Genomic DNA, 22,900 nt, shown 5'->3' on the forward strand with positions numbered 1-22,900 from the left:
GCGGCAACGGCCTCGTCTCGCTGACGTGACACCGCGGGCGGCAACGGCCTCGCCTCGCTGACGTGACGCCGGTACCGGTCTCGGCGGTCGCCGACGGCTTCTTGCGGGTTCGGGTTCGACGCTTCGTGCATGAGCGATAGCGACGTGGTCGCGCTCGCGGACGCGCTCCGCGACGCGCGGTCGGCGGTGGCGTTGACCGGCGCGGGGCTCTCGCGGGCGTCGGGCGTGCCGACGTTCCGCGGCGAGGACGGCCTCTACGAGGAGTTCGACGAGTCCGCGTTCGCGCTCCGTCGGTTCCGCGCGGACCCGGACGCGTTCTGGCGGGACTGGCTCGCGCTCCACGAGCACTTCTTCGACGAGACGGTCGCGCCGAACGCCGCGCACGACGCGCTCGCGGCTCTGGAGCGCGACGGATTCCTCGACGCGGTAGTGACGCAGAACGTCGACGGGCTGCACGTCGCGGCGGGCAGCGAGTCGGTCGTGCACCTGCACGGGACGGGGTCGACCGCGACCTGCGAGGGCTGCGGCGACGAGGTCGACGTCGAATCCGCGAACGCGGTCGTGGAGGCCACTGACTCTGCTCCCGAGTGCGACTGCGGTGGCGTCTACAAGCCCGACACCGTCCTGTTCGGGGAGCGACTGCCGGAGGCCGCGCTCGCCGAGGCCCGGCGACGCGCTGCACGCGCGGACGTGCTCGTCGCCGCCGGCTCGTCGCTCACCGTCGACCCCGCAGCGGGTCTCCCGGCGGTCACGCAGCGCGAGGGCGGGACGGTCGCGGTCGTGAACCTCGACGCGACGCGGTACGCCGACCGCGCCGAGTTCGTATTCCGCGACCGCGTCGAGGACGTCCTCCCCGCGGTCGTCGACGCGCTCTGAAGCACGAGCGCGCGCCGCACCGACGACCCGGACACCACCGCGTCCGCAGTAAACCACGGGCGGTGGAGCCGGGGCCGGGCTCGTCAATCGAGGACCGACTCCGTCCGCCGAACGAGCACGACGTCGTACGCCTCGTCGCTCGCGACGCTCGTCCCGACGCTCTGGAGGCTCGTGACGATGCCGCCGGCGTCCGTGCTCCCGATGAACACCATCGTCGCGTCGACGTCGCGAGCGAACGCGCGGATCTCGTGGCTTATCTTCCCCGTCGGCGCGTACCGGTCGACGGTCGTGTGCTGGAACGACACCGCGTCGCTGACGTCGTGCGCGCGCTCCTGGAGCCGCGAGACGACGAGTTCGTTCCCCCAGGACTCCCCGGGGTCGAGGAGGTCACGCTCGCGCGCCCACTCCCCGTGCTTGCGCGGGACGACGCTGAACGCGACCACGCGCACCGACCGCGGCGCCAGCTCGACCGCGCGTCGGATACCGACGCACGACTGTTCCGTACCGTCGAAGGGAACGACGAAGCTCATGGTCGACGCTTGGACACCGACCGGTAACAATCGCTCGGCCGTTCTCGAAACCGAGGAAGCGGCCGGGTTTCGCGCCGCGGTGCGACGGCACGAGAGGGACAGCCGTCAGTACGAGTACGTGTCGACGGTGGTGCCGGCGTCGTCGGTGAGCGTCGCGGTGTCGCCGCCGTTGTTCCAGACCGCGGACTCGTAGCCCCAGTAGAGGTCGGTGCTCGTGTCGGTGCCCTTCCCCGTATGGACTTTCACCGTGGAGTTTACGTCTAACGTAAACCCACTCGGGAACTGGTACGTGTAGCCGGCGGCGTCCGAGAGCGTCCACCCGCTCATGTCGACCGCGCTACTGCCGCCGTTCTCGACGACGACGTACTCGTCGTTCAGCGTCGCGCCGTCCTCGCTGACGTTCGTGATAGCCATCCCGCTCGGGGACGTGCCGCCGTCGTCGCCCGTGTCGTCGAAGCCGTCGTCCTCGTACGTCACCGAGAGGACGGTCGACCCGGCGTCGTCGACGACCGTCACCGTGTCGCCGGTGTTGTTCCAGACGCCACCGCTCTCGCCCCAGTAGACGTCAGTGCTCGTGTCGGTGCCAGAACCGGTGTGGAGCGTGACCTGCGCGCCGGCGTCGAGCGAGAACTCCGAGAAGACGTACGTGTTGTCGGCGGCGTCGCTGACCTCGTAGTTCGTCAGGTCGACCGCGGCGTCGCCGACGTTCTCGAACACGACGTACTCGTCGTTGAGGTTCTCGCTCTCCGTGCCTTCGGCGTCCGCGTGCACCTTCACGAGGTCGACGTCGCCAGTCCCGGTACTGCCGCCGCTCGTCTCGAGCGCGGAGAACAGCGGGAACGACGTGTCGAACCGCGTGGTCGTCGGAACGGTCGCGTCCGAGTTCACGTTGTTCGTCGCGTCCTCCACCTGGTCGTCGCTCAGGCGGAGGTCGCTCCCGAGCGCGCTCGCGACCTCGTGGAGGTTCGAGCGCGCGGTCGCCGTCGTCTCGCTCCCGCCGACGAGGACGACCGCGCCGCCGTTCGCGGCGAACGACGAGAGCGCGTCGAGTTCGCTCGACGTGAACGCCTGCGGCGGGGAACTGACGACGACGGCTTTCGCGTCCGCGAGGTTCGTGCTCGTGACGTCGTTCACCTGGTCGTAGTCGGTGTCGACGCCCTCGAGGAACCGCTGGAAGTACGCGGTCTCCTCCGCGGAGAGCGCGTAGCCCGCGGAGAACTGGCCGTGCCCGCCGTCGACGACGACCTTCCCGGACTTCGAGCCGAGGTAGTTCGCGAGGTTCGCGGTGAACACGAAGTTCTCGTACGTGCTCGTGTCGACCGCGTAGTCCTCGGCCTGCTCGTATGACTCGTCGACGAGGGGTGCGCCGACGAGCGCGACGTTGTTCGGTTCGTCGAGGCCGGCGAGCGGGACGTCGCTATACGTGACCGACGGACTCCCGGTCTGGGTCGCCTCGCTCTCCGCGACCACCGGGACGCGGCTCGCGTCGATGGCGCCGCTACTGGTGCGGACGCTCGCCGCGGTCGGGAAGAACAGGTCGTCCGCGTCGCGGTTCCGGATGGGGTCCGAGGCGTCCGGGTCGCTCGCGCCCCAGACGTTCACGGCGTCGGCCTGCGCCTGCGATTCCGCGCTCATGAACGCGTCGTGCTTGCTGAACGACGACGAGTACACGCGAGCGTACCCGTTCTGGACGGTGCGGAGGTTGTAGAACTCGCTCCGGGTGCCGTCGCCCGTGCCGTCGTAGTAGATGTACGCCAGAAGGCGGTCGAACTGGTCGAAGATACCGGGTTCCGCGTCGTCGAACGCGATCTCGACGGTCTTCCCGGAGAGCTCGCCTTTCGCCCAGTCGGTCGCGTTCGCGCCCCAGTCGGCGAGGTACGTGAGCGACTCGAGGCCCTCCCACTCCTGGGTGCGCTCGTACTGCTGGTACTGCTCCTTCTCGGGCGTGTCCAGCCCGAGGACGCGGATGTTCTCGCGACGGCCGCTGTCGAACTCGATGTCGACCGTGTCGCCGTCGGTGACGTCTTTCACGTCGACGACGTGGTTCGCGTTCGGGTCGATCTCCATGCCCTTTCGGTCCGCGAAGAAGTCGAACGTCGCGTCGAACCGCGTCGTCTGCACGCGGTAGGACGTCCCGTTCGTGTTCGACTCGGTGTCGAGCACCTGGTCGTCGTTGAAGCGGAACGCGAGGTCGAGACCGTTCGCGAGGTCGTTCAAGTTCTGGGTCTCGTCGAAGTTCGAGTAGTCGGCGGTGTCGTGGACGAACGCGACGCCGCCGTCGTCCACGAAGTCCTTGAGCGCCGATTGCTCGCTCGCGGTGAACGCCGCGGACGGGCTCGTTATCCAGACGGCGTCGGCGGTGGAGAGGTCGTCGGCGAGCGTCGACGTCGCCGAGACCGCGTAGCTCTCCTGGGTCTCGGCGTAGTTCGCCATGTTCGAGAACGTCGTGAGGGTGTCGTACTGGTCGTGGCCCTCGTCGTAGAGCACGGTGCCGGAACCGCCGAGGTACGCGTCCCAGACGTTCAGGAGGAACTCCTCGTTCCCGCTCTGGAAGTTCGCGCCGTCGCTGACGAGTTCCGCGCCGAACCCGACGACTGCGCCGCCGCCGCTGCGTTCGTCGACGGCGACCAGCGGGATGTCCGTGGAGCCGTAGTCGACGGCGTCGCCGTTCCCGTCGTCGTCGACGTTGAACGCGGACGCCTCCGCTTTCACGGCGACGAGCGCATCGTCCGTGAGCAGGTTCCGGTTCGCGTCCAGCAAGCTCGCCGAGGAGTCGAACTCGAGGAAGTCGACGGTGCCCGAGGCCGCCGCCGCTGGCTGACTGCCGAGTGCCCCTGTCAGCCCGAGTGTGGTTGCAGTGCCCGATAACGACGCCAGGAAGGTACGTCGTCGCATACCATCAACCGGAACGCGAGGATTAAAATTCTTGGTAATTACTTTTGGTATCCCTCCATAGCCAAGGTTCGGCCGGTTGACCAATCAGGATAAGTAAAACCACGTCGGGGCAGGGTGGGCGCCCGGACGCTCCACGCCCCGCCCTCGCACACGGAACATCCTCGCACACGCCCCGGCCTCGCTACCGCCGCGCCGACGCCGCCCGTCAGTTCCCGCGAACCACGCCCGCCGTCAGTTCCCGCGAACCACGCCCGCCGTCAGTTCCCGCGAACCACGCCCGCCGTCAGTTCCTCGACACTCCCCGTGGTCGACCACGCGGGCGTGTCGACGCGCAGTCGCGTCTCCGGGGTGACGTCGACGAACTTGCAGTGGAGCGCGAACGAGCCGTCGGCGGCGACGTTCGTCGATTCGAGCTGGTCGGAGTCGACGGGCGTCACCCACGCGTTCTCGCCGGCGTGCTTCGCGTGGACCTCGCCGCGGACGACGAACTCGCTGATACCACCGCTGTTCCCGGTGACGGGATACCCGCGGTCGGTCCACTCGAAGAACCCCTCGTCGATGACGTAGACGTTCTCGAAGCCGGCGTTGATGAGCTGGCTCGCGCGGATCGAGGAGAGGTGGTGCGGGCACCCGCAGTAGCAGATGATGCGGTCCTGCTTCCCCCACTGCTTCGTCGGGTCGTCGCTGTCGCGGAAGCGTTCGGCGGCGGAGCTGAACACGGCGCCCTCGATGTGGCTGTTCTCGTACTGGTCGGGGCCGCGCGCGTCGGCGAACCGAGCGCGCCTGTACGCCCACCAGACGTGCGCGTCGTCGACCGGCAGGAGCGGGACGTCGACGCCGTTCTCGGTGACGGTCTTCAGGTTACTCGTGTCGACCTCGCGGTCCTCCGGCTTGGACTCGACCTCGTCGGGGTAGCCATCGACGTCCGCGGGTAGGCCCGAAGCCGTCCCCGGCGACCCGCCCGAGCCGGAGGAGCCGTCGTCGTTCGACCCGCTCGTCGTCTCGCCGCCCAAGCCGAACTGGCCGCCGAGGCAGCCAGCCAAGCCCGCGAGCGACCCTGCGGCCGCCGTTGCGAACGTGCGTCGCTTCATAACTTCGCCTAGGAATCGATGTGAAAAGAGGGTTCTGGTACGGGAACCGAACGGTTCGACCGCTGACAACCGTCCACCCACCCCACCGCGTCCGGAGTTCTCGCCGCGCCGTCGCGCGCCGAGTCCGACGTCAATCCGTCCGGGCGAGCGCGCCGTCGTCGACCTCCCGAGCCGCGTCGTACCCCGTGAGCGCGAGCGAGAGGTCGAGGTCCGCGCGGACGTTCGAGACGACCGCGCGGACGCCGTCCTCGCCGTCGACGGCGAGCCCGTAACAGTACGGGCGCCCGAGGAGGACGGCGTCCGCGCCGAGCGCGAGCGCGACGAGCGCGTCGGCGCCACGACGAATCCCGGAGTCGAACAGGACCGCGGCGTCCGGGTCCGCGTCGCGCACGGCGTCGGCGACCGCGGGGAGTTGGTCGAGGGCGGCGACGGCGTCGTCGACCTGGCGGCCGCCGTGATTCGAGACGACGACGCCGTCCGCGCCGGCGTCGATGCACCGGCGGGCGTCCTCGGGGTGAAGGACGCCCTTGCAGACGACGGGGAGGTCAGTGCGGTCGAACAGCCAGTCGAGGTCGTCAAATTCGAGCGTCGGGTCCGCGAAGACGTCCACGAACTCGCGGGCGGCCTCCCTGGGGTTCTCCTCGGGGTCCGAGTCGAGTCGGTCGCGGAACGCGGGGTCGGTCGTGTAGTTCGCGATGCCCTTCCCGTCGAGGAACGGGAGGTAGCCGCCCTGGAGGTCGCGTTCGCGCCACCCGAGGTGTGGCGTGTCGAGCGTGAGGCAGATGGCGTCGTAGCCGGCGTCCTCGGCGCGGTCGACGAGCGACGCCGTCACGTCCCGGTCCTTCGACCAGTACAGCTGGAACCAGGTCGGCGGGCCATCCTCGCTCCCGGCGTCGAGTTCCGCGGCGACGTCCTCCAGTGGATAGCTCGATTGCGTCGACGTGACGTAGGGGACGCCCTCGGCGGCGGCGGCGCGGGCGCTCGCGAGGTCGCCGTCGTCGTGCATCACGCCCTGGACGCCGATGGGGGCGAGCGCGAACGGCACCGGCCACGTGTCCCCGAGGACGTCGACGCGGAGGTCGCGCTCGCTCGTGTCCCGGAGGACGCGCGGGACGAGTCGATGGTCGTCGAACGCGCGGCGGTTCGCGCGCTTCGTGGACTCGCCGCCGGCGCCGCCCGCGACGTACGCGTACGCCTCGTCGCTCATCGCGTCCTCGGCCGCGGCCTTCAGGTCCTCGTAGGCGACCGGGACGTCCGGCGTGTCGCCGGTCAGCATCCCGGTCGTGAACACCTCCGTCTGTCGGTATCGACCGTACGGCGTGGACGCCTCGAAGTCGTCGTCGCTCATGGCTGGCCTCTCACGGCCGAGCGTGTTGGTTGTTGGCATGACGGCAGCGTGCTGCGCGCAGTCGTGCCAGGGCAGCGTCGCCGGTCGTTTTCATCGAGTAGGAATCACCGCCTGGTCGTTTATATACCGGACGCGTAGGGAGGAATAGGTGAAACAGGATGTACCAGGACTCGGCCACCGGAACCCGGACGCCCCAGACCCAGCAGACGCAGTCGACCGAACGCACGGAGAGCCCGCTCCCTGACGTCCCCTTCATGGGCATCGCCGCGTTCCTCGGGTTCCTCGTGCTCGTGCTCATCGCCGCGGCCGCGTACAGCCTCTCGTCGAGCCTCCAGGGCTTCACGGTCGACCCGCAGCTCTGGGCGCCCGCGGCCTTCATGCTCCTGGTCGCAGCCCTGTTCTGGGGCATCGACCGCTACCAGCCCCGCTCGCACACCCGCTGAGAGTCCCGATCCTTCAGGCTAACACGTCATAGAGCCAGGGTCTCGAACCGTACATCACGAACCCGACTTCTCCGACAGCTATCCCCTCCACGGAGCGTCAGCAGCGGCCGCGGCGAGTCACGCGAGGACGATAGGCCAGAGCGTGTAGCCGAGCAGGAGCGCCATCGCCGTCGCGAGGACGACGACGACGACGTCGAGGAGGACGCCGGCGCGCAGCATGTGCTCGCGTTCGACGTACCCGGCGCCGTACACGATGGCGTTCGGTGGCGTGGCGACGGGGAGCGCGAACCCGTAGCTCGCGGCGACCGCGCCGGTGACCGCGAAGAGGACGGCGGCGAGGTCGTTCGTGGTGCCGAGCGCGCTCGCGTACGTCGGCCCGACCTCGACGAGGAGCGGGGCGAGGATGGCGGCCATCGCGGTGTTCGACGCGAGTTCGCCGACGAGGACGACGAGCGCGACGACGCTCAGGAGGACGACGACGATGCCGGCGTCGCCGAGCGCCACGAGGGTGACGTCCGCGAGCCACGCGGTCGCGTTCGTGTCCTTGAGGGCGTTCGCGAGCGAGATGCCGCCACCGAGGAGGAGGAGCGTCCCCCAGTCGACGTCGAGGAGGTCGTCGAACTCGTTCGCGCCCGTGACGACGAGCGCCGGGATGGCGAGGACGCCGACGAGGACGTAGAAGAGGACGCCTTCGTGACCCGTGGTGCCGAGGGCGTTCGCGCCGTCCCCGCCGAAGACGGTGACGTACCACTCGGTGGGGAGGACGCCCGCGAACGCGAAGTCGAAGCCACCGAGCAGCCACAGGCCGGCGGTCGCGACGAACACGGCCACGGTGCGTTTCGCGGCCGGTGACAGCGCGCCGAGTTCCGAGCGGCGTTCGCGCGCGGTCTCGCGGGCCGCGGAGACGTCGTAGGACTCGGGCGGGTAGACGACGTACGTGAGGAGCGCCCACGCGACGGGGAGCGTGACCGCGACCATCGGGAGGCCGATGGCGAGCCAGTCGACGAACGATATCTCGACGCCGACGAGGTCGTCGAGCTGGCCGACGACGATGGCGTTCGGTGGCGTGCCGACGAGCGTGCCGACGCCGCCGAGGCTCGCGGCGTACGCGACGCCGAGGAGCATCGCGATCTGGAGGTTCGACGCGGCCGCGTCGGAGTCGGCGGCGGCGTCGGCGCTGGTGAGGTCGGTGACGCTGTCGACGATACCGAGGACGATGGGGACCATCATCGCGACCGTTGCGGTGTTGGAGACGACCATCGAGAGGAGCGCGGTCGCGACCATGACGCCGCCGACCAGGCCGCGCGCGCTCGTGCCGAACCGGACGAGGACGACGAGCGCGACCCGGCGGTCGATGCCGTGCGCCTGGAGCGCTTCGGCGAGCACGAACCCCGCGAGCAGCAGGAAGACGACTGGGTCCGCGAACCCGGCGACGGACTGCGCGAACGACGGGTAGACGCCGAGGACGGTGAGCGAGACCGGGACGAGGAGCGCGGTGAGGGCGAGCGGGAGTGCGCCGGTGACCCAGAGCACGGCGGCGAACGTCATCGTCGCGAGCGCGTACTGCCCGGCGAGCGTCAGCCCGGCCGGCGTCGGGAGGCCGGCGACGACGACGGTCGCGAGGACGGCGCCGAGGAGCGAGAGCGTGCGAGTGCGCGAGAACGACACCAGTGAATCCTCCGAACGGGCCGTCGAACGCGTCCGCCTTCAGCGTATCCCTCCCCGAGAACGCGACCGCCTCACGCGGTGGACGACGCCAGCGGTCACACGACGAACGACGGGAGGTAGAGGAGGAAGCAGACGACGGCGGCTCGCCGGTCGATACCTCGACGCCAGTAGAAGAGGCCGAGGACGACGATGGAGACGACGAGCATGTACACGAGCGACGGCTGGAGCGCGGCGACGTCGGTGACGACGACGTCGAAGAACACCGCGCCGATACCGAGCGAGAACACGGGGTCGGTGATGTTGCTCCCGAGGATAGAACCGACGCTGATGCCGCCGCGGCCCTCGTGGGCGGCGATTCCGGCGACGACGATCTCGGGGAGCGTCGTCCCGAGCCCGGTCAGCAACCCAACGACGTACTCGGGGATGCCGGCGAGTCGGGCGAGCGCGACGCCGTTGGTCACCATCAGTTGCCCGCCGACGACGACGAGAACGAGCCCGACGACGATGAGCGGGACCGCCTCGCGCGGGGACTTCCGATCCTCGACGACCTCCTCGGCGATCTCCTCGCCGCCCTCGTTCGTGTAGAGGACGTAGACGAACTGGACGTACGCGAGCATCATCAGGAAGCCCTCCGAGCGGCCGACGACGCCGTCGTCGAGCGCGAGGAGCATGACGATCATCGCGAGCAGCATCGCGCTCCCGTAGACGAGGACGTTCCGTCTGTCGGTGACGAACGGCGCGACGAACGCGACGACGGCGATGGCGAGCGTTATCTGCGCGGTCTCCGAGCCGACGATGTTCCCGACGACGAGGTCGCCGGCGCCGTAGTACGCCGCGTAGACGCTCGTCACCATCTCCGGGACGCTCGTGCCGACGGAGATGAGCGTGACGCCGATGAAGAACTGCGAGACGCCGTAGTAGAGCGCGAGGTCCGCGGCGGCGGTGACCGCTCGGTTCGCGCCGGCGACGAGCGCTGCCAACCCTACGGCGAAGAGGATGGCTTCGAGGTACACGGTCCGTGGTTCGTCTGGTGAGCGCGTAAACCTGATGCGTGAGTGCTCCTGGCGGTTCCAGAGGTCCGAGTGCGCACGTCCACGGTCTCGGCGGGCGTGAAGCGACTAGTCGACGGTCGCGAGCGCGGTGACGGCGACGAGGTAGACGACGGTGGCGGCGTCGTACGCGGCCCCGCCGACGCCACCGGTGGCGCCGAGCGCACCGGTGAACCCGACCGTGACGCCGGTGCCGCCGAAGACCGCGAGCAGGCCGGAGACGCCCGCTGCGACGCACCCGACGCACGTCGCGGGTCCGAGGACGGCGGCGGCGAGCCCGCGGGTCGCTCGCGTGAGCGCGACGTACGTCAGGTACGCGAGCGCGGCGTAGCCAGCGACGACGAACGGGACGACGCTCGCGCCGACGGGGCCGACCATGAGCGTCACGATTGGCGCCCACCCGGGGAGGCCGCCGAAGGCGGAGAGCGAGTACATCCACTCGGGCATCACGTAGACGGTGCCCGTGAACCAGAGGAGGACGGCGAGGTACGCGAGTGCCACCGCGGCCGCCAGCGCGCGCCGGCGGCGACTCCCGGCCGCGCTCGGGGCGTGCCAGACCGCTGCGGCGCCGACCGTGAGCCACACGACGGGGTAGAACGCGTACCGTGGTTCGGTGACGGCGACCTCGGCGACGACCGCGTACCCGAGGACGACGACGAGCTGGACGACCGCGAGCGCGAGCCACGGCGTCGACGCCGCGAGCGCGCTCGCCGCGCGGTCGAGGACGGCGGCGACGCGGTCGGTCGAGTCCGTCCGGGCGTCGCTCACGACGCCCGCACCTCCGGCGTGTCCGCCGTTCCGTCCGCGACCTGTGCCGCGGTCTCGTCGCCCGCGCGGCCCGCGGTGTCGTCCCCGTCCGCGGCGCTGGACGCGTCCGCGGCTGCCTCGTCGTCGAGGCCCCAGTCGCGGCGCGTGTTCGCGACGACGAGGAGACTGCTCGCGGTCATCGCGACCGCGGCGACGAGGGGGTTCAGGAGGCCCGCGACGGCGACGGGGATGGCGACGGCGTTGTACGCGAACGCCCACGCGAGGTTCCCGCGAACCCGGCCGTGGGCCGTGGTCGCGAGGTCGAACGTCGTGCCGACGGACGCGAGGTCGTCGTCGACGACGACCGCGTCCGCGGCGTCCGCGGCGAGCGCGGTCCCGGAGCCCATCGCGACGCCGACGTCGGCCGCGGCGAGCGCGCCCGCGTCGTTCGAGCCGTCGCCGACCATCGCAACGTCACCCTCGCTCGCGAGCGCCCGGACGATCTCCGTCTTCGACTCCGGGCGGACGTCCGCGTACACGTCGCTGACGGCGTCGTGGCGTTCGAACCGCGAGGCCGCGGCGTGGTCGTCGCCCGTGAGGACGACGACGTCCCGGCCGTCGTCGGCGAGTCGCTCGCAGGCGCGCTCCCAGCCGGGTCGCGGGTCGTCGTGGACGACGACGAGCCCGTGGGCTTCGTCGCCGCGAACGACGAACACGGGGAGGGCGCCGTCGTCGCGAGCCGCGTCGGCCGCGTCGGCGAGCGCGCTCGGGAGCGCGACGTCGTGTTCGGCGAGCAGGTCGCGGTTCCCGACGAGCACGCGCTCGTCGTCGACGCGACCGGCCACGCCGCGTCCCGGGTGGCGTTCGACGCCACTCGCCGCCGGAATCCCGTCCAGGTCGGTGGCGTCGTCGGCGCGGTCGACGATGGCTTCTGCGGCGGGGTGGTCGGCGTACGTCTCCAGCGCCGCGGCCGACGCGAGCACGTCGGCTTCGGTCGCGTCGGGGGTCGCGACGACGCGTTCGGCGGTCATCTCGCCGGTCGTGAGCGTCCCGGTCTTGTCGAACACGACGGTGTCGACGTCCGGGGCGCGCTCGAAGACGCTGGCGTCGCGGACGACGACGCCGCGGTCCAGGCCACGAGAGACCGCCGAGGCGACCGCGAGCGGCGTCGCGAGCCCGAGCGCGCACGGACAGGAGACGACGAGCACGGCGAGCCCGGTGAGGAGCGCGGTGGCGACGTCGCCGGTCGCGTACAGCCAGTACGCGGTCGCGAGCACCGCCGCGGTGACGACGAGCGGGACGAACACGGCCGCGAGCTTGTCCGCGAGGCGCTGCGCGCCCGAGCGCGACGCGGCGAGGTTCCACGTCGTCTCGACGAGTCGGTCGAGCGTGCTCGCCGTATCGGGGTCCGGTTCGAGGACGACGCCGCCGTCGACGACCGTGGACCCGCCGACGACGCGGTCGCCCGGCGCCTTCGCCACCGGCTTCGATTCGCCCGTGAGCAGGGACTCGTCGACCGCTGCCTCGCCCTCGACGACCGTGCCGTCGAGGGGCACGCGGTCGCTCTGCCCGACGACGACCGCGTCGTCGGCGGCAACGGCTTCGACCGAGACCGTCTCGGTCGACCCGTCCTCGCGGCGGACCGTCGCCTCGGTGACGCGCTCCTCGGCGAGCTCGCCGACGCGGTCGGCGGCGCGCTCGGTCGCCCGCCGTTCGAGGTAGTTCCCGATGGAGACGACGAGGACGATGGCGACCGTGACGTCGAAGTACACCTCGGTCCGGCCGAGGAGGAGCGCCGCCGTCGAGTACACGTACGCGTTCACCGCCGCGATGGAGACGAGGAGGTCCATGTTCGGTTTCCCGGCGGCGAGACTGACGTACGCGCCGCGGAGGATGGGGTAGCCGGTGTACGCGAGGACGATGGTCGCCATCACCCAGACGTTCGCGAGCAGGTACGTGCCGGCGCTCCCGCCGACGTCGAGGAAGGAGACGTCCCACCCGAGGTAGTCCGGGTAGAGGAAGAGGACGTACCAGAGCATCGTCATCATCCCGAAGAACCCGCCGACGATGAGGCGGCCGCTCGAACGCTCGACGTCGTCCGCGTCGTCCATCCCGCGAGCGCGGTAGCCGTACCCGGTCAGGCGCTCCGGGAGCGCGTCGGCCGCCAGCGCGCTGGAGTCGTACGCGACGCGGACGAGCCGCGAGCCGTAGGACGCGTCCGCGGCGGCGACGCCGGGTTCGCGTTCGGCGACGCCCTCGACGAACGTCTCGCACGTCGTGCAGTGCATGCCGTCGACGCGCAGGTACGTCTCCGCGTCCGCTTCCGCATCCGCCATCGCGTCAGCCCCAGCACCCCCCACCGCGTCCGCTGTTCCGTCAGCGTCCGATTCGGGTGCAGCGGCCCCATCGAGCGCACTCGCGACGTCCCCGGAGTCGACGGGCCCGTCGACGGCGACGTCGCCGACGGTCTCGTGCACCTGCTTGCAGCCCTCGCAACAGTACGTTCCGTCCGGACCCGAAACGGGCGCGTCGGGGACGTCCAGCCCGCAGAGCGTGCAGGTCTCGTCGTCGCCGACGGGAGGCCGGGTCTCGTTCACGGCATCACCCACGGGTGGAGCGGATGCATCGGGACGTCGACGCCGAGCGCGGCGAGCCCGGACAGGAGCGGCATCGTCCCGAGCGCGACCATGAGGACGCCGAGGACGCGGTGGAGTTGCTGGCGACGGGACGCACCGATGGAGCCAAGCGCCGCGCCGTACGCGAACACGAGCGGGAACGTCCCCAGACCCAGTGCCGCGAGTGCGAGGCCGCCACGCGTCGGCGACCCCGTCGCGAACGCGTACGCGAACGCCGGGTACAGTATCGGACACGGGAGCGCCGCGTGCGCCGCACCGAGAACAGCCACCTTCGGCCCACGAACCCACTCGTCGAGCCGCTCCGCGCTCGCCCCCACGACCCGCTGGAACACGCCCGTCGACGGCACGTGCCCGCTGACCTGCCGACCGAGCACGTACCACGCGCCGACGCCGACCACGAGGACGCCCGCCAGGACGCCGACGAAACCGCGCGCCGCCTCGCCGACGACAGCGACGCCACCAGCGACCACGAACCCACCGAGGAGACCGAGGACTGCGCCGACCGCGGCGTACGCCACCGTCCGCCCGGCGTTGAACAGGAACTGCTGGCGGACCGCGAACCACGACACGTCACCGCGGTCCCCGACGCGGTCGGCGTACAACGTCACGACGGGGCCACACATCCCCAGGCAGTGCACGCTCCCGAGCACGCCGAACGCGAAGAACCCGACGAGCTCCAGCGACGGCAGCGAAGGCGCCGCCATGCAGTCAGTGCTTCGCGCCGCTCGTATCCGGTTCCGTCCCGTCGAAGAGATACCACATGAACACGCCGATGACAGCGATACACGCGAACGTCCCCAACGCGAGCCACTCGCCGTTACTCACGAACAACGCCGCCGGCAGGGCCGCCAGGAGCGCGATGGCAGTCGCCATGATTCCAGGCCGGAGATTCATACGGGTCCCTATCGGTCGAATCCTCCTTAAACCCAATCCCGTTCCCATCCCGCGAGAACGCCGGGTTACAATTATTAACCACGGCTCAAACATCGCATCCGTAATGGTATCTGGCGTCTACCTTCCAGGGAGGTTGGGGTAAGATGAGTACAGACACGGAGACTCACGACGCAGAGTCGTTCGATCCCATCGGGACTGCAACCCTCATCGGCATCTACATGGCTATCGTCGTCCTGATGTGGATCTTCACGTACTTCATCGAGTTCCTCGGTCGTGGACTGACCATCGTGGGGTGATCGAGACGTGCACATTCATCGGTTCGAGAAGGTCTGGCTCGCGCTCGCGCTCGTGTTCATCCTCGGCCTCATATCGAGTATCGTGTACGGTGCCGTCGGCCCGGGCATCGAGATGATCGACGCGGAAGGCGGCACGGTCGACCCGCAGAACCTCGACGAGACGGAGTTCGCCGACCCCGGCGTCGAGCAGGTCGGCGAGAACGAGTACGAGGTGTACGTCGTCGCGAAACAGTTCTCGTTCGACCCGGGGACGCCAGCGAACGGCGTCATCCGGGTGCCCGCGAACTCCGAGGTGACGTTCTACGTGACGAGTAGCGACGTCGTCCACGGGTTCGAGGTCGTCGGCACGAACCTGAACACGATGGCGATCCCGGGGCAGGTCAGCAAGATGACCGTCGAGTTCGGTGACCCGGCGACGTACGGCATCGTCTGCAACGAGTACTGCGGCGCCGCCCATCACGCGATGGAGGGCCGCATCGTCGTCGTCCCCGAGTCCGAGTACGACGGCCCCGGTGCGACGAACGCGACCAGTGGGAACGAGACCACGACGAACGCCTCGGTCGCAGCGACTCCCCAGATAGTCGGGAGCGCCACGGAGGTGACGGCATGAGCACCGAACGCATCGAGGGGGAACTCGGCGCGTTCCGCGACGAGTACCCCCAGACCGCGAACGTCGTCCGGAAGCTGTTCGCGGTGTCGTTCGCGGCGCTCGGCGTCGGCGGCCTCTTCGGCCTCATCCAGGCGCTCCACCGCACCGGCGTCTTCCGGTTCATCCCATCGAAGGACTACTACACGGTCCTGACGGGGCACGGCGTCCTGCTCGCGCTCGTGTTCACCATCTTCTTCCTCTGCGGGATATTCACGTGGTCGATCGTCGACAGCCTCGAACGACCGCTCGAGAGCGTGACGTTCACGAAGACGTGGGTGGCGATCATGAGCGCCGGGTCGACGATGGCGGGCGTCGCCATCCTCGCCGGGTTCGTCGGCGAGATCCCGTTCCAGGCGGACGTCCTGTTCACGTTCTACCCGCCGCTGCAAGCGCACCCCATCTTCTACATCGGCCTCGCGTTGTTCATCATCGGGACGTGGCTGGCGGGCATCGACTGGTTCCGCACGTACTGGAACTGGCGCGGCGACAACCCGAACAAGTCCCCGCCGCTGCGGACGTTCATGGTCCTGATGACGATGCTGATGTGGTACCTGAGCACGCTCGGCGTCGCCGTCGAGGTCGTGTTCTTCCTCATCCCCTGGAGCCTGGGTCTCATCCAGACCGTCGACCCGCTCCTGATGCGGACGCTGTTCTGGTACTTCGGGCATCCCGTCGTGTACTTCTGGCTGATGCCCGCGTACCTCATCTGGTACACCATCCTCCCGAAGCTCGCGGGCGGCCGCCTGTTCAGTGACCCGCTCGCACGCATCGTCTTCGTCCTCTTCCTCGTGCTGTCGACGCCGGTCGGGTTCCACCACCAGTACATGGACCCCGGCATCCCCGAGGGCTTCAAGTTCCTCGCGATGTCGAACACGATGTTCCTCCTGCTTCCGAGCCTCCTGACGGCGTTCACGGTCGTCGCGAGCATGGAGTACGGCGCCCGGAAGAACGGCGGCACCGGGTACCTGTCGTGGCTCCGGAACCTCCCGTGGGGCGAACCCGCGTTCGCGGCGATGGCGCTCGCCGGCCTGATGTTCGCCGCCGGCGGGTTCAGCGGGATGGTGAACGCCGGCATGAACGTGAACTACCTCGTGCACAACACGCTCTGGGTGCCGGGGCACTTCCACCTCACCGTCGGCACCGCGGTCGCGCTCACGTTCATGGGCGTCACGTACTGGCTGTGGCCCCAGCTCACCGGGAAGCGCCTCCAGCATCGGACGCTCGCGACCATCCAGCCGTACCTGTGGTTCGTCGGGATGACGCTGATGTCGAACGCGATGCACCGCGGCGGCCTCGCGGGCATCCCGCGTCGCACCGCGGAACCGCAGTACGAGAACTTCGAGTTCGAGGCGCTGTTCGGGACCATCGGCGAGATCCGCTGGCAGATCGCGCTCGGCGGCATCCTCTTGACGCTCTCGCTCACGCTGTTCCTGATCGTGGTCGTCGGGACGTGGCTCGTCGACCGGAGCGCCATCGCGGTCGACGGCGACCTCCCGCCGGCGCTCTCGGGCCCCGAGGAGGCGCCGAAAGCGATCAACAACCTCCGCCTGTGGCTCGTCATCGCGGTCGTCCTCGTCGCGCTCGCGTACGGCCCGCCGCTGTACACGATGATACAGGACGGCCTGTTCTACCCGGGACAGCCGCCGCAGCCGACGGCGCTCGAACCGCTCTGGGAGGTGCTGCCGTGAGCGAGGACGCGCCCGAGCGGTCGGGAGACGACGCAAGCGCCGAGCCTGGCGAAGCCGACCCTGCCTCGCGAGACGCCTGGACGGACGGCGGTCAGCCCGTGCAAGCCGGGCAGATGTCGAGCGACCGCCGGAAGTACCTGAAGTACCTGATCGCGCTCGCGGTCGGCATCCCGGTCGCGCTCGAAGCCGGGACGTTCTTCGGGCTGCTGCAGGGACAGGTCGGCGACGAGCAGGGGCTCTCCGTCGGCGAGGACCTGCTCGCGGAGACCAGTCGTCCCGAGACCGTCGACACCCTGGCAGTCGCGGGCGGGACGTTCGAGCTGTCGGTGACCGTCGAGAACACCGGCGACGTCGACTATGGCGTCTCCATCTCCGAGGTCAAGCTCTCGAACGGCGAGACGCTCAGCGGTGACGCGTCGGTCGGCCCCATCGCCCCCGGCGACACCGCGACGCTCGCCGGCGAGTGGTCGCTCCCGGACGGCGTCACGCCGACCGCGCTCGTCGTCACCGCCCGCGAGTACCGCGACGGCACCGCCGAGGTCGTCGCCGCGAGCACCGTCGACCTCGCGTTCGACGGCTAGCGACGCGGGCAGCGGCTTCTCCGAATCGTCCGGATCAGTCGTCTTCGAGGCTCGGGTGCGTCTCCTGCTCCTCGGGATGCGGCTTGGCGAACCGTTCCCGCATCACGTCGAGCGACTGCTGCTCGCGGTCGGCGCGCTCGGCGTCGTCGATCTCCTCACAGCCCGGCGGGAGGTCGCGGCCGCGGTCGGTGAAGTAGCCCTCCGGCGCGACCCAGTCGTGGTAGAACGGCCGGTCGTCGTCCTCGAGGAGCGTCACGGCGACCTCCGCGCCGTGGCCGGCGCAGACGATCGCCTGATGGGGTTTCTCGGCGAGACGCCCCGCGGCGTAGAGGCCGTCGACGCCGGTGCGGCCGCGTTCGTCCGTGTCGACGTACGCCTTCCCGCGGTCGATGACGCCGACGCCGTCGACGCCCCGGAGGTACCCGACCTCGTTCTTCGTCGCCGCGACGACGTACTGCGACCGATAGCGCTCGCCGTCACCGGCGCCCTCGCCCGCCTCGGCCTCGCCGCCCTCGGTCTCGACGGCGAACCCGTCGTCGGTCGTCTCGACGCGCTCGACGGTCGCCGTGACCTGCTCTGCGCCCGCCTCGCTCGCCTGTTCCTCCAGGAGGTCGAGCAGTTGGCGGGCGTTCACGCCCGCGGGGAATCCCGGGAAGTTCTCCAGGTGCGCGTTCCGCCGGAGGATGGACTCCCCGGCGTCGACGACCAGCGTATCGAGTCCGTGGCGCGCGGTGAACGTCGCCGCGGAGAGCCCGGCGACGCCGCCACCGACGACGACCACGTCCTTCGGGACGGTGCTCGACATCGGTCAGACCCCCTCCGTGTCGATTTCCGCCGCTCGGTCGCGGTAGCCCCCCCGGCAACGGGTGTGGGACTGGGCGCGAGTGCGGGCGTCCGTCCACGAGTCCGCCCGTGGGGCGGCGTTCCCGTCGTCGTGCGTGCGTCGTTCGATGTCGGCGTTCGATTCGCTGACGTCGTCTTCCATGGACGCTAGGCGCCCGCTAGAGCTGAAAAGCCCTTCGGAAATTAGGCGGACCTAAATATTCGGTCGCGTCGGGCGGGAACGCGCGAGCGGAGACGACCGCGCTCGACGAGACCACCACCGAAACCGCTAGCGTGATGACCCCGGCGCGAGTTCGTGCTGGTATGCTGGATGCGTTCTCGCACGCGACAGGCGCGCACTGCGGGTCGACGTCGCTGCACGACGTCGCGACGTACGGCGCGTGGGACCTCCCCGAGCCGGTGTGTTTCGGTATCGGTGGCGGGCTGGGGTTCAGTTACTACGAGCGCGACCGCTCGCCGAGCCGGGAGTTCGTCGGACGGACGCCGTGGCTGGAGACCGCGTTCTTCGACCACCTCGGGGTCGACGTGGACGAAGGACGAGGCGACGACGCGGAGACGGCGTTCGCGGACCTTCGAGCGTACGTCGACGGTGGGCGTCCCGTCGTCGCGTTCGTCGACATCTTCTATCTGCCGTACTTCGACTCGGACGTCCACTTCAGTCCGCACGTCGTCGTCGTCGTTGACGCCGACGAGGACGGCGTCTCGCTCGCGGACAGCGAGTTCGACGACCTCCAGCGGGTGTCGCGCGAGGACTTCGACGCGGCGTGGAGTAGCGACGTCGGCTTCTACGGACCGCTGGACCGCCGGCGGATGGTCGCTCGCGGTGAACCGGACGCGACGAAGGCAGCGGCGATGCGCGCCGGCATCCGCGCGACCGCCGACGGCCTGCTCTCGCCTGGCGATGCGTACGACGGCATCCCGGACGCCGGCGACGGCACGAACGGCCTCGACGGGATGCGCGCGATGGCGCGGGACCTCCCGGAGTGGCCGGCGCTCGAGGACGCCGACTGGTGTACGCGGTTCGCGTACCAGAACGTCGAGAAGCGCGGCACGGGCGGCGCGGCGTTCCGCGGGCTGTTCCGGCCGTTCCTCGAGACCGCGAGCGACGTCGTCGACGGCGTCACGGACGCAGACGTCGAGGCGATGCGCGACGTCGAGGACCGATGGCACGCCGTCGGCGAGGACCTGAAGCGCGCCGGGCTTGCCGACGACCCGAGCGATGCGCAGGCCGCGTACGAGGACGCCAGCGACGAACTCCTCGCGGTCGCCGACGAGGAGGAAGCGCTGTTCTCGGGGCTCCTCGAGCGCGTCTGAACGCGACGGAGCTACTCCTCGCCGGGCGCTTCCTCGTAGGGTTGCACGACCACGAACCCGCTGGTTCCGTCGAAGCTCATCTGGTAGGTCTCGTCGCTCGACGTTCCGATGGCGTCGCCCAGACTCGTGTTCCGCGAGATGCTCGGCGAGAGGTCGCTGCTCCAGGCGACCGTCGCCTGCGGGTCCGTGTTGACGGGCGGTGAGAGCACGAGCGGGTCACCGTGGGTCGTGATGGCGACCATCCCCGGTCCCGTGAGGTAGACGTTCGTCAGCCCGCCGGCGGCGGCGCCGCCGATGCTCCCGATGGTCTTTATCTCGTAGTCGACGGCGTTCTCCCAGGCGAGGACGTCCGGGCCGTTCACGGAGATGGACTCGCCGCCGTCGAGCTTCAGGAGCTGGACCCGTTTGCCCTGGTCGGCGACGTAGAGGTGGCCGTTGCCCTCGACCTCCATCACGGGGCTGCCTTCGCCGGTCGCCTTCTGCTTGATGAAGCCGGTGAGGCCGCCTTCGGCGTTCGACGTCCCCGTGAATTTGAGGTCGCCGTCGTACGCGACCATCGCGCCGGCTTTCGTCATCACCGACCCGTCGACGTCGATGTCCAGTAGCTTGCTGTTCTCGAGTTCGAACGTCTCTGTACTCTCCTCGGGCGCGTTCTCGTTGACGAATCGTTGAACGTCCATGGTGGTATCACGAGCCACGGTCTGGCGGCTCACTGCCTCGGTTCGCCCACCTGCAGCATAACTTTCGTCGCGAATATCTGACACTTTCTCGGAGGGCGCCGGACCGTCAGCGGGCGGTGTCGCGGTCGGTGTCACCACCGGCGTCGTCGAGTTGCGTCTCGACGAACGCTCGTGCCTGCTCGGCGTACGCCTGGACGTCCTCCAGGTCGACGCCGTCTTCGGGGTCGCGTTCCCCGGCCCCCCAGAAGTACGGTTTCGCGGGTGCGAGCTCCTCGACGAGCTTGTAGTTGAGCGCGGCTCCTACCAGGAGGGCGACCGGGAACAGCCAGTGCGGGAGGACGATGACGAGCAGGACGGTCAGGGGCGCGTACGCGAAGTACGACACGAGCTTCACGGGCGAGGACACGACCGGGAGCGCTTCGACGTAACAGTAGACGCCGTACGCGCCGAGGAGCAAGCCGACGTCGAGGTAGAGCCCCACCCAGAGCGCGCTCTCGTCCGCGAACAGGACGTGACTGAACAGCGCGAGCGCGCCGGTGATGGTCGTCAGGCGGTTGACGTACGTTCGTTCGAGGAGGACGCCGACGACGAGGAGCGAGAGCTGGAGGAGTGGCGCGCCGACCCACTGGGGCAGGTTCTCGGCGACGAATACGGGGAACATTTCGCCGTGTCAGGTCGGAACCTCGCCCGCCGACCGCTAAAGCGTTCGTTCGAACTCAGCGTTCGATACGCGGAGCGTCGACGACGCCAACCACGGTGACAGCCCCTCGACCACAAGAGGTTAATTTTATCAACACACATTACTGAATAGTGAGTAGTTATGTGTATGTCCCACCGATCCAGAATCGGCGGTGAGCGACGATGAAGTCGACGACCGTCACCGTCGAGAAGATGGACCTCCTCTTCCTGAAGTGGAACTCCCACATCAACGCGTCCGGACTCTACCGCGAAGCGATCCGCGAAGTGATGCAGGAGCACGACGTCACGCCGCACGAACTCCGCGAGCTCGTCGAGCGCGCCGAGGACGCCGGGTTCGACCTGGACGACATCGTCGAGGAGACCGACCGGTTCGACGACCTGGAACGGCTCGTCGAGGAATCGCAGGAGATTGCCTGATAAGTATACGGGCGACCGCGTGGCGCGTGGCCCGCTCGTTCCGTGGTAAGCGCCGTCTACGGGTTGTTCGGGCGTTCGTGTGAGAACGAATAACAGCACCTTTTATATTGGTCGGGAAACTATCGAACTTCAACATGAGGCGACGGCGTCTTCTGGGGGCACTCTCCGCGAGCCTCGTCGCGACCAGCGGGTGCCTCAGTACCGTGGAGACGCCGTCGTTCCGCGGCGAGGAGTCCAGGCCGCCGCTCGCTCGCGAGGACTTCGTCACCGACGACGAGAACGCACAGCGAGATGCCGTCGTGCCGAACATCTCGCTCCTTCCGGTGTCGACGGCCGCGGGCGGCCCGGACGATGAGACGGCTCGCGTCGCACCGGCGCCAGGGACGGAGACGGTCGACGAGGAACGGGCCGCGGCCACGTCGGGGAACGAGTCGACGTCGTCGACCACACCTCCGCCCACGGTCGACGCTCCGGACCGCGATCTCGGGAAGCAAGGCCTGTACGTGACCGACGACTTCTGGCGGTACCGCACCCACGTGCATCGGTACGCGCTCGACGAGGTGACGACGACGGTGTTCCCGACGGAACCGTCGACTGACACGCCGGTGAAGGTGGTCGTCGCCGCGTCGGTGTATCCGCGCGGTGGATTGGTCGATAGCGCGTCGAGCGACCCGGTCCGTCCGGAATCGTCCGCCCAGCAGGTGACGGTCCCGATGGACCTCTCCGCGGCGCCGGAGGGCGTTCCGTTACAGTACACCGCCGCGGTCGTCCCGGAGAGCGTCGACCGCACTGACGTCGAGCAGGACGACCTGTACGCGTTCATGGAGACGGACCCGTTCGTCGTCACGGACGACCACATCGAGCGAGCGGACCGACGCGGGCAACTCGACGCGGCGTCGGGGAGCGCGTTCGAGCGGGAGCCGGTCGAGGGCGGATACGTGCAGACGCTGCGTGGACGGACGAACGGTCGGTCGTGGGCGGTGAGTTACCTGGCCTTGGAGAGCGCGTACGCGGCGGCGTCGCTGCGGTCTCGAGGGCGGGCGCGAGCGGAGTACGTCTCGTTCGAACTCCTCGAGGGGGCGGCGAACGAGATCGCGGAGTTCCTCTACGAGGCCGCGGAGAACAACGGGTTCACGGGCGAGTTCGAACGCATCCAGTTCGCGTTGAGTTTCGTGCAGCGCCTGCCGTACGTGGAGGATTCGGTGTCGAGCGGGTACGACGACTACACGCAGTTCATCATGGAGACGCTCACGATGCTCTCCGGTGACTGCGAGGATACGAGCATCCTGTTCGCGTCCATCCTCGAGTCCGAGCCGTTCAACTACGACGCCGTCCTCCTGGAGCCGCCGGGGCACATGGCGGTCGGACTGCTGATGCAGAAGGACTTCGACGGGTTCGCGTACATCTACGACGAGCGCAAGTACTACTACGTGGAGACGACGACGGAGGGCTGGGGTATCGGGCAGATCCCGGACCAGTACCGCGAGTCGAAGGCGAGCGTCTACGACGTCTGACGGCGCGTCCGAGCCATCGGCCGTTCCGCGTCGCCACGACGC

Annotated in this window: 23 protein-coding genes; 9 read left to right on the forward strand and 14 right to left on the reverse strand. The window is 69.3% G+C overall.

Annotated elements, in window-relative coordinates; all coding sequences use genetic code 11:
* Positions 1-129 precede the first annotated feature (129 nt).
* Positions 130-876 (forward strand): NAD-dependent protein deacylase, encoded by a 747-nt coding sequence (locus ACZ48X_RS01260; protein ID WP_336351390.1) that lies wholly within the window; start codon positions 130-132, stop codon positions 874-876.
* An 83-nt stretch (positions 877-959) separates the two neighbouring features.
* Here ACZ48X_RS01260 and ACZ48X_RS01265 read toward each other — a convergent pair whose 3' ends face one another.
* The 4 genes from ACZ48X_RS01265 to ACZ48X_RS01280 form a co-directional block, all read right to left on the reverse strand.
* Positions 960-1,406, reverse strand: coding sequence for a universal stress protein (locus tag ACZ48X_RS01265; RefSeq protein WP_336351389.1), 447 nt, complete (start codon positions 1,404-1,406; stop codon positions 960-962).
* Between the two features lie 105 nt (positions 1,407-1,511).
* Entirely contained in the window at positions 1,512-4,301 is a 2,790-nt protein-coding gene (locus tag ACZ48X_RS01270) for a lamin tail domain-containing protein (protein WP_336351388.1), read from the reverse strand.
* Positions 4,302-4,558: 257 nt separating this feature from the next.
* Positions 4,559-5,392: a rhodanese-like domain-containing protein gene (locus ACZ48X_RS01275; RefSeq protein WP_336351387.1), complete on the reverse strand. Its 834-nt coding sequence runs from the start codon at positions 5,390-5,392 to the stop codon at positions 4,559-4,561.
* Positions 5,393-5,522: 130 nt separating this feature from the next.
* The gene (locus tag ACZ48X_RS01280; RefSeq protein ID WP_336351386.1) at positions 5,523-6,740 is read right to left on the reverse strand and encodes an alpha-hydroxy-acid oxidizing protein; all 1,218 of its coding nucleotides are present in this window, start codon (positions 6,738-6,740) and stop codon (positions 5,523-5,525) included.
* 158 nt (positions 6,741-6,898) lie between these two features.
* On the opposite strand from ACZ48X_RS01280, the gene ACZ48X_RS01285 reads away from it, so the two are divergent.
* Positions 6,899-7,183, forward strand: coding sequence for a hypothetical protein (locus ACZ48X_RS01285; protein WP_336351385.1), 285 nt, complete (start codon positions 6,899-6,901; stop codon positions 7,181-7,183).
* Between the two features lie 117 nt (positions 7,184-7,300).
* On the opposite strand, the gene ACZ48X_RS01290 is transcribed toward ACZ48X_RS01285, so the two are convergent.
* The 6 genes from ACZ48X_RS01290 to ACZ48X_RS01315 form a co-directional block, all read right to left on the reverse strand.
* Complete coding sequence (locus ACZ48X_RS01290; RefSeq protein WP_336351384.1) at positions 7,301-8,851, reverse strand: SLC13 family permease; 1,551 nt, start codon at positions 8,849-8,851, stop codon at positions 7,301-7,303.
* Positions 8,852-8,946: 95 nt separating this feature from the next.
* Positions 8,947-9,864, reverse strand: coding sequence for a sodium:calcium antiporter (locus ACZ48X_RS01295; RefSeq protein WP_336351383.1), 918 nt, complete (start codon positions 9,862-9,864; stop codon positions 8,947-8,949).
* 105 nt (positions 9,865-9,969) lie between these two features.
* The gene (locus tag ACZ48X_RS01300; protein WP_336351382.1) at positions 9,970-10,668 is read right to left on the reverse strand and encodes a DUF7546 family protein; all 699 of its coding nucleotides are present in this window, start codon (positions 10,666-10,668) and stop codon (positions 9,970-9,972) included.
* Positions 10,665-13,244, reverse strand: coding sequence for a heavy metal translocating P-type ATPase (locus ACZ48X_RS01305; protein WP_336351381.1), 2,580 nt, complete (start codon positions 13,242-13,244; stop codon positions 10,665-10,667). The genes ACZ48X_RS01300 and ACZ48X_RS01305 overlap by 4 nt, the downstream gene beginning before the upstream one ends.
* On the reverse strand, positions 13,241-13,987 hold the full coding sequence (locus ACZ48X_RS01310) for a sulfite exporter TauE/SafE family protein (protein WP_336351380.1): 747 nt from the start codon (positions 13,985-13,987) through the stop codon (positions 13,241-13,243). The genes ACZ48X_RS01305 and ACZ48X_RS01310 overlap by 4 nt, the downstream gene beginning before the upstream one ends.
* 4 nt (positions 13,988-13,991) lie before the next feature.
* The gene (locus tag ACZ48X_RS01315) at positions 13,992-14,177 is read right to left on the reverse strand and encodes a hypothetical protein (protein WP_336351379.1); all 186 of its coding nucleotides are present in this window, start codon (positions 14,175-14,177) and stop codon (positions 13,992-13,994) included.
* Between the two features lie 143 nt (positions 14,178-14,320).
* On the opposite strand from ACZ48X_RS01315, the gene ACZ48X_RS01320 reads away from it, so the two are divergent.
* The 4 genes from ACZ48X_RS01320 to ACZ48X_RS01335 are packed head-to-tail and all read left to right on the forward strand — an operon-like array spanning position 14,321 to position 17,391.
* Complete coding sequence (locus ACZ48X_RS01320) at positions 14,321-14,473, forward strand: cytochrome oxidase (protein ID WP_336351378.1); 153 nt, start codon at positions 14,321-14,323, stop codon at positions 14,471-14,473.
* 7 nt (positions 14,474-14,480) lie between these two features.
* A complete protein-coding gene (locus tag ACZ48X_RS01325; protein WP_336351377.1) occupies positions 14,481-15,083 on the forward strand; it encodes a cytochrome c oxidase subunit II in 603 nt (200 codons plus the stop codon).
* Positions 15,080-16,810, forward strand: a complete 1,731-nt coding sequence (locus ACZ48X_RS01330) for a b(o/a)3-type cytochrome-c oxidase subunit 1 (protein ID WP_336351376.1) — start codon at positions 15,080-15,082, stop codon at positions 16,808-16,810. Before ACZ48X_RS01325 ends, ACZ48X_RS01330 begins: the two co-directional genes overlap by 4 nt.
* Positions 16,807-17,391 carry a hypothetical protein gene (locus ACZ48X_RS01335; RefSeq protein WP_336351375.1) on the forward strand — a complete coding sequence of 195 codons (585 nt, stop codon included), beginning with the start codon at positions 16,807-16,809 and terminating at the stop codon, positions 17,389-17,391. The genes ACZ48X_RS01330 and ACZ48X_RS01335 overlap by 4 nt, the downstream gene beginning before the upstream one ends.
* A 34-nt stretch (positions 17,392-17,425) precedes the next feature.
* Here ACZ48X_RS01335 and ACZ48X_RS01340 read toward each other — a convergent pair whose 3' ends face one another.
* Together ACZ48X_RS01340 and ACZ48X_RS01345 are read right to left on the reverse strand one after the other, a co-directional pair.
* A complete protein-coding gene (locus ACZ48X_RS01340; RefSeq protein ID WP_336351374.1) occupies positions 17,426-18,196 on the reverse strand; it encodes an FAD-dependent oxidoreductase in 771 nt (256 codons plus the stop codon).
* A 3-nt stretch (positions 18,197-18,199) separates the two neighbouring features.
* Complete coding sequence (locus ACZ48X_RS01345) at positions 18,200-18,376, reverse strand: hypothetical protein (RefSeq protein WP_336351373.1); 177 nt, start codon at positions 18,374-18,376, stop codon at positions 18,200-18,202.
* 161 nt (positions 18,377-18,537) lie between these two features.
* Here ACZ48X_RS01345 and ACZ48X_RS01350 point away from each other — a divergent pair, with 161 nt between their 5' ends.
* Positions 18,538-19,548 (forward strand): BtrH N-terminal domain-containing protein, encoded by a 1,011-nt coding sequence (locus tag ACZ48X_RS01350; RefSeq protein ID WP_336351372.1) that lies wholly within the window; start codon positions 18,538-18,540, stop codon positions 19,546-19,548.
* Between the two features lie 11 nt (positions 19,549-19,559).
* Here ACZ48X_RS01350 and ACZ48X_RS01355 read toward each other — a convergent pair whose 3' ends face one another.
* Both ACZ48X_RS01355 and ACZ48X_RS01360 read right to left on the reverse strand, forming a co-directional pair.
* Complete coding sequence (locus ACZ48X_RS01355) at positions 19,560-20,228, reverse strand: AIM24 family protein (protein ID WP_336351371.1); 669 nt, start codon at positions 20,226-20,228, stop codon at positions 19,560-19,562.
* Positions 20,229-20,334: 106 nt separating this feature from the next.
* Positions 20,335-20,889, reverse strand: a complete 555-nt coding sequence (locus ACZ48X_RS01360; protein WP_336351370.1) for a hypothetical protein — start codon at positions 20,887-20,889, stop codon at positions 20,335-20,337.
* Between the two features lie 200 nt (positions 20,890-21,089).
* On the opposite strand from ACZ48X_RS01360, the gene ACZ48X_RS01365 reads away from it, so the two are divergent.
* Complete coding sequence (locus ACZ48X_RS01365) at positions 21,090-21,344, forward strand: hypothetical protein (RefSeq protein WP_336351369.1); 255 nt, start codon at positions 21,090-21,092, stop codon at positions 21,342-21,344.
* Between the two features lie 134 nt (positions 21,345-21,478).
* Positions 21,479-22,858 carry a hypothetical protein gene (locus ACZ48X_RS01370; RefSeq protein WP_336351368.1) on the forward strand — a complete coding sequence of 460 codons (1,380 nt, stop codon included), beginning with the start codon at positions 21,479-21,481 and terminating at the stop codon, positions 22,856-22,858.
* Positions 22,859-22,900: the final 42 nt, after the last annotated feature.

Source organism: Halorubellus litoreus, from assembly GCF_055378595.1.

Excerpts from the sequence above, each read along its gene's own strand:
- ACZ48X_RS01350 (WP_336351372.1), top strand. The coding sequence starts at position 18,538 with ATGCTGGATGCGTTCTCGCACGCGACAGGCGCGCACTGCGGGTCGACG.
- ACZ48X_RS01265 (WP_336351389.1), bottom strand. The coding sequence starts at position 1,406 with ATGAGCTTCGTCGTTCCCTTCGACGGTACGGAACAGTCGTGCGTCGGT.
- ACZ48X_RS01330 (WP_336351376.1), top strand. The coding sequence starts at position 15,080 with ATGAGCACCGAACGCATCGAGGGGGAACTCGGCGCGTTCCGCGACGAG.
- ACZ48X_RS01365 (WP_336351369.1), top strand. The coding sequence starts at position 21,090 with ATGAAGTCGACGACCGTCACCGTCGAGAAGATGGACCTCCTCTTCCTG.
- ACZ48X_RS01345 (WP_336351373.1), bottom strand. The coding sequence starts at position 18,376 with ATGGAAGACGACGTCAGCGAATCGAACGCCGACATCGAACGACGCACG.
- ACZ48X_RS01260 (WP_336351390.1), top strand. The coding sequence starts at position 130 with ATGAGCGATAGCGACGTGGTCGCGCTCGCGGACGCGCTCCGCGACGCG.
- ACZ48X_RS01275 (WP_336351387.1), bottom strand. The coding sequence starts at position 5,392 with ATGAAGCGACGCACGTTCGCAACGGCGGCCGCAGGGTCGCTCGCGGGC.
- ACZ48X_RS01270 (WP_336351388.1), bottom strand. The coding sequence starts at position 4,301 with ATGCGACGACGTACCTTCCTGGCGTCGTTATCGGGCACTGCAACCACA.
- ACZ48X_RS01285 (WP_336351385.1), top strand. The coding sequence starts at position 6,899 with ATGTACCAGGACTCGGCCACCGGAACCCGGACGCCCCAGACCCAGCAG.
- ACZ48X_RS01340 (WP_336351374.1), bottom strand. The coding sequence starts at position 18,196 with ATGTCGAGCACCGTCCCGAAGGACGTGGTCGTCGTCGGTGGCGGCGTC.
- ACZ48X_RS01280 (WP_336351386.1), bottom strand. The coding sequence starts at position 6,740 with ATGAGCGACGACGACTTCGAGGCGTCCACGCCGTACGGTCGATACCGA.
- ACZ48X_RS01310 (WP_336351380.1), bottom strand. The coding sequence starts at position 13,987 with ATGGCGGCGCCTTCGCTGCCGTCGCTGGAGCTCGTCGGGTTCTTCGCG.
- ACZ48X_RS01315 (WP_336351379.1), bottom strand. The coding sequence starts at position 14,177 with ATGAATCTCCGGCCTGGAATCATGGCGACTGCCATCGCGCTCCTGGCG.
- ACZ48X_RS01320 (WP_336351378.1), top strand. The coding sequence starts at position 14,321 with ATGAGTACAGACACGGAGACTCACGACGCAGAGTCGTTCGATCCCATC.
- ACZ48X_RS01360 (WP_336351370.1), bottom strand. The coding sequence starts at position 20,889 with ATGTTCCCCGTATTCGTCGCCGAGAACCTGCCCCAGTGGGTCGGCGCG.
- ACZ48X_RS01355 (WP_336351371.1), bottom strand. The coding sequence starts at position 20,228 with ATGGACGTTCAACGATTCGTCAACGAGAACGCGCCCGAGGAGAGTACA.
- ACZ48X_RS01370 (WP_336351368.1), top strand. The coding sequence starts at position 21,479 with ATGAGGCGACGGCGTCTTCTGGGGGCACTCTCCGCGAGCCTCGTCGCG.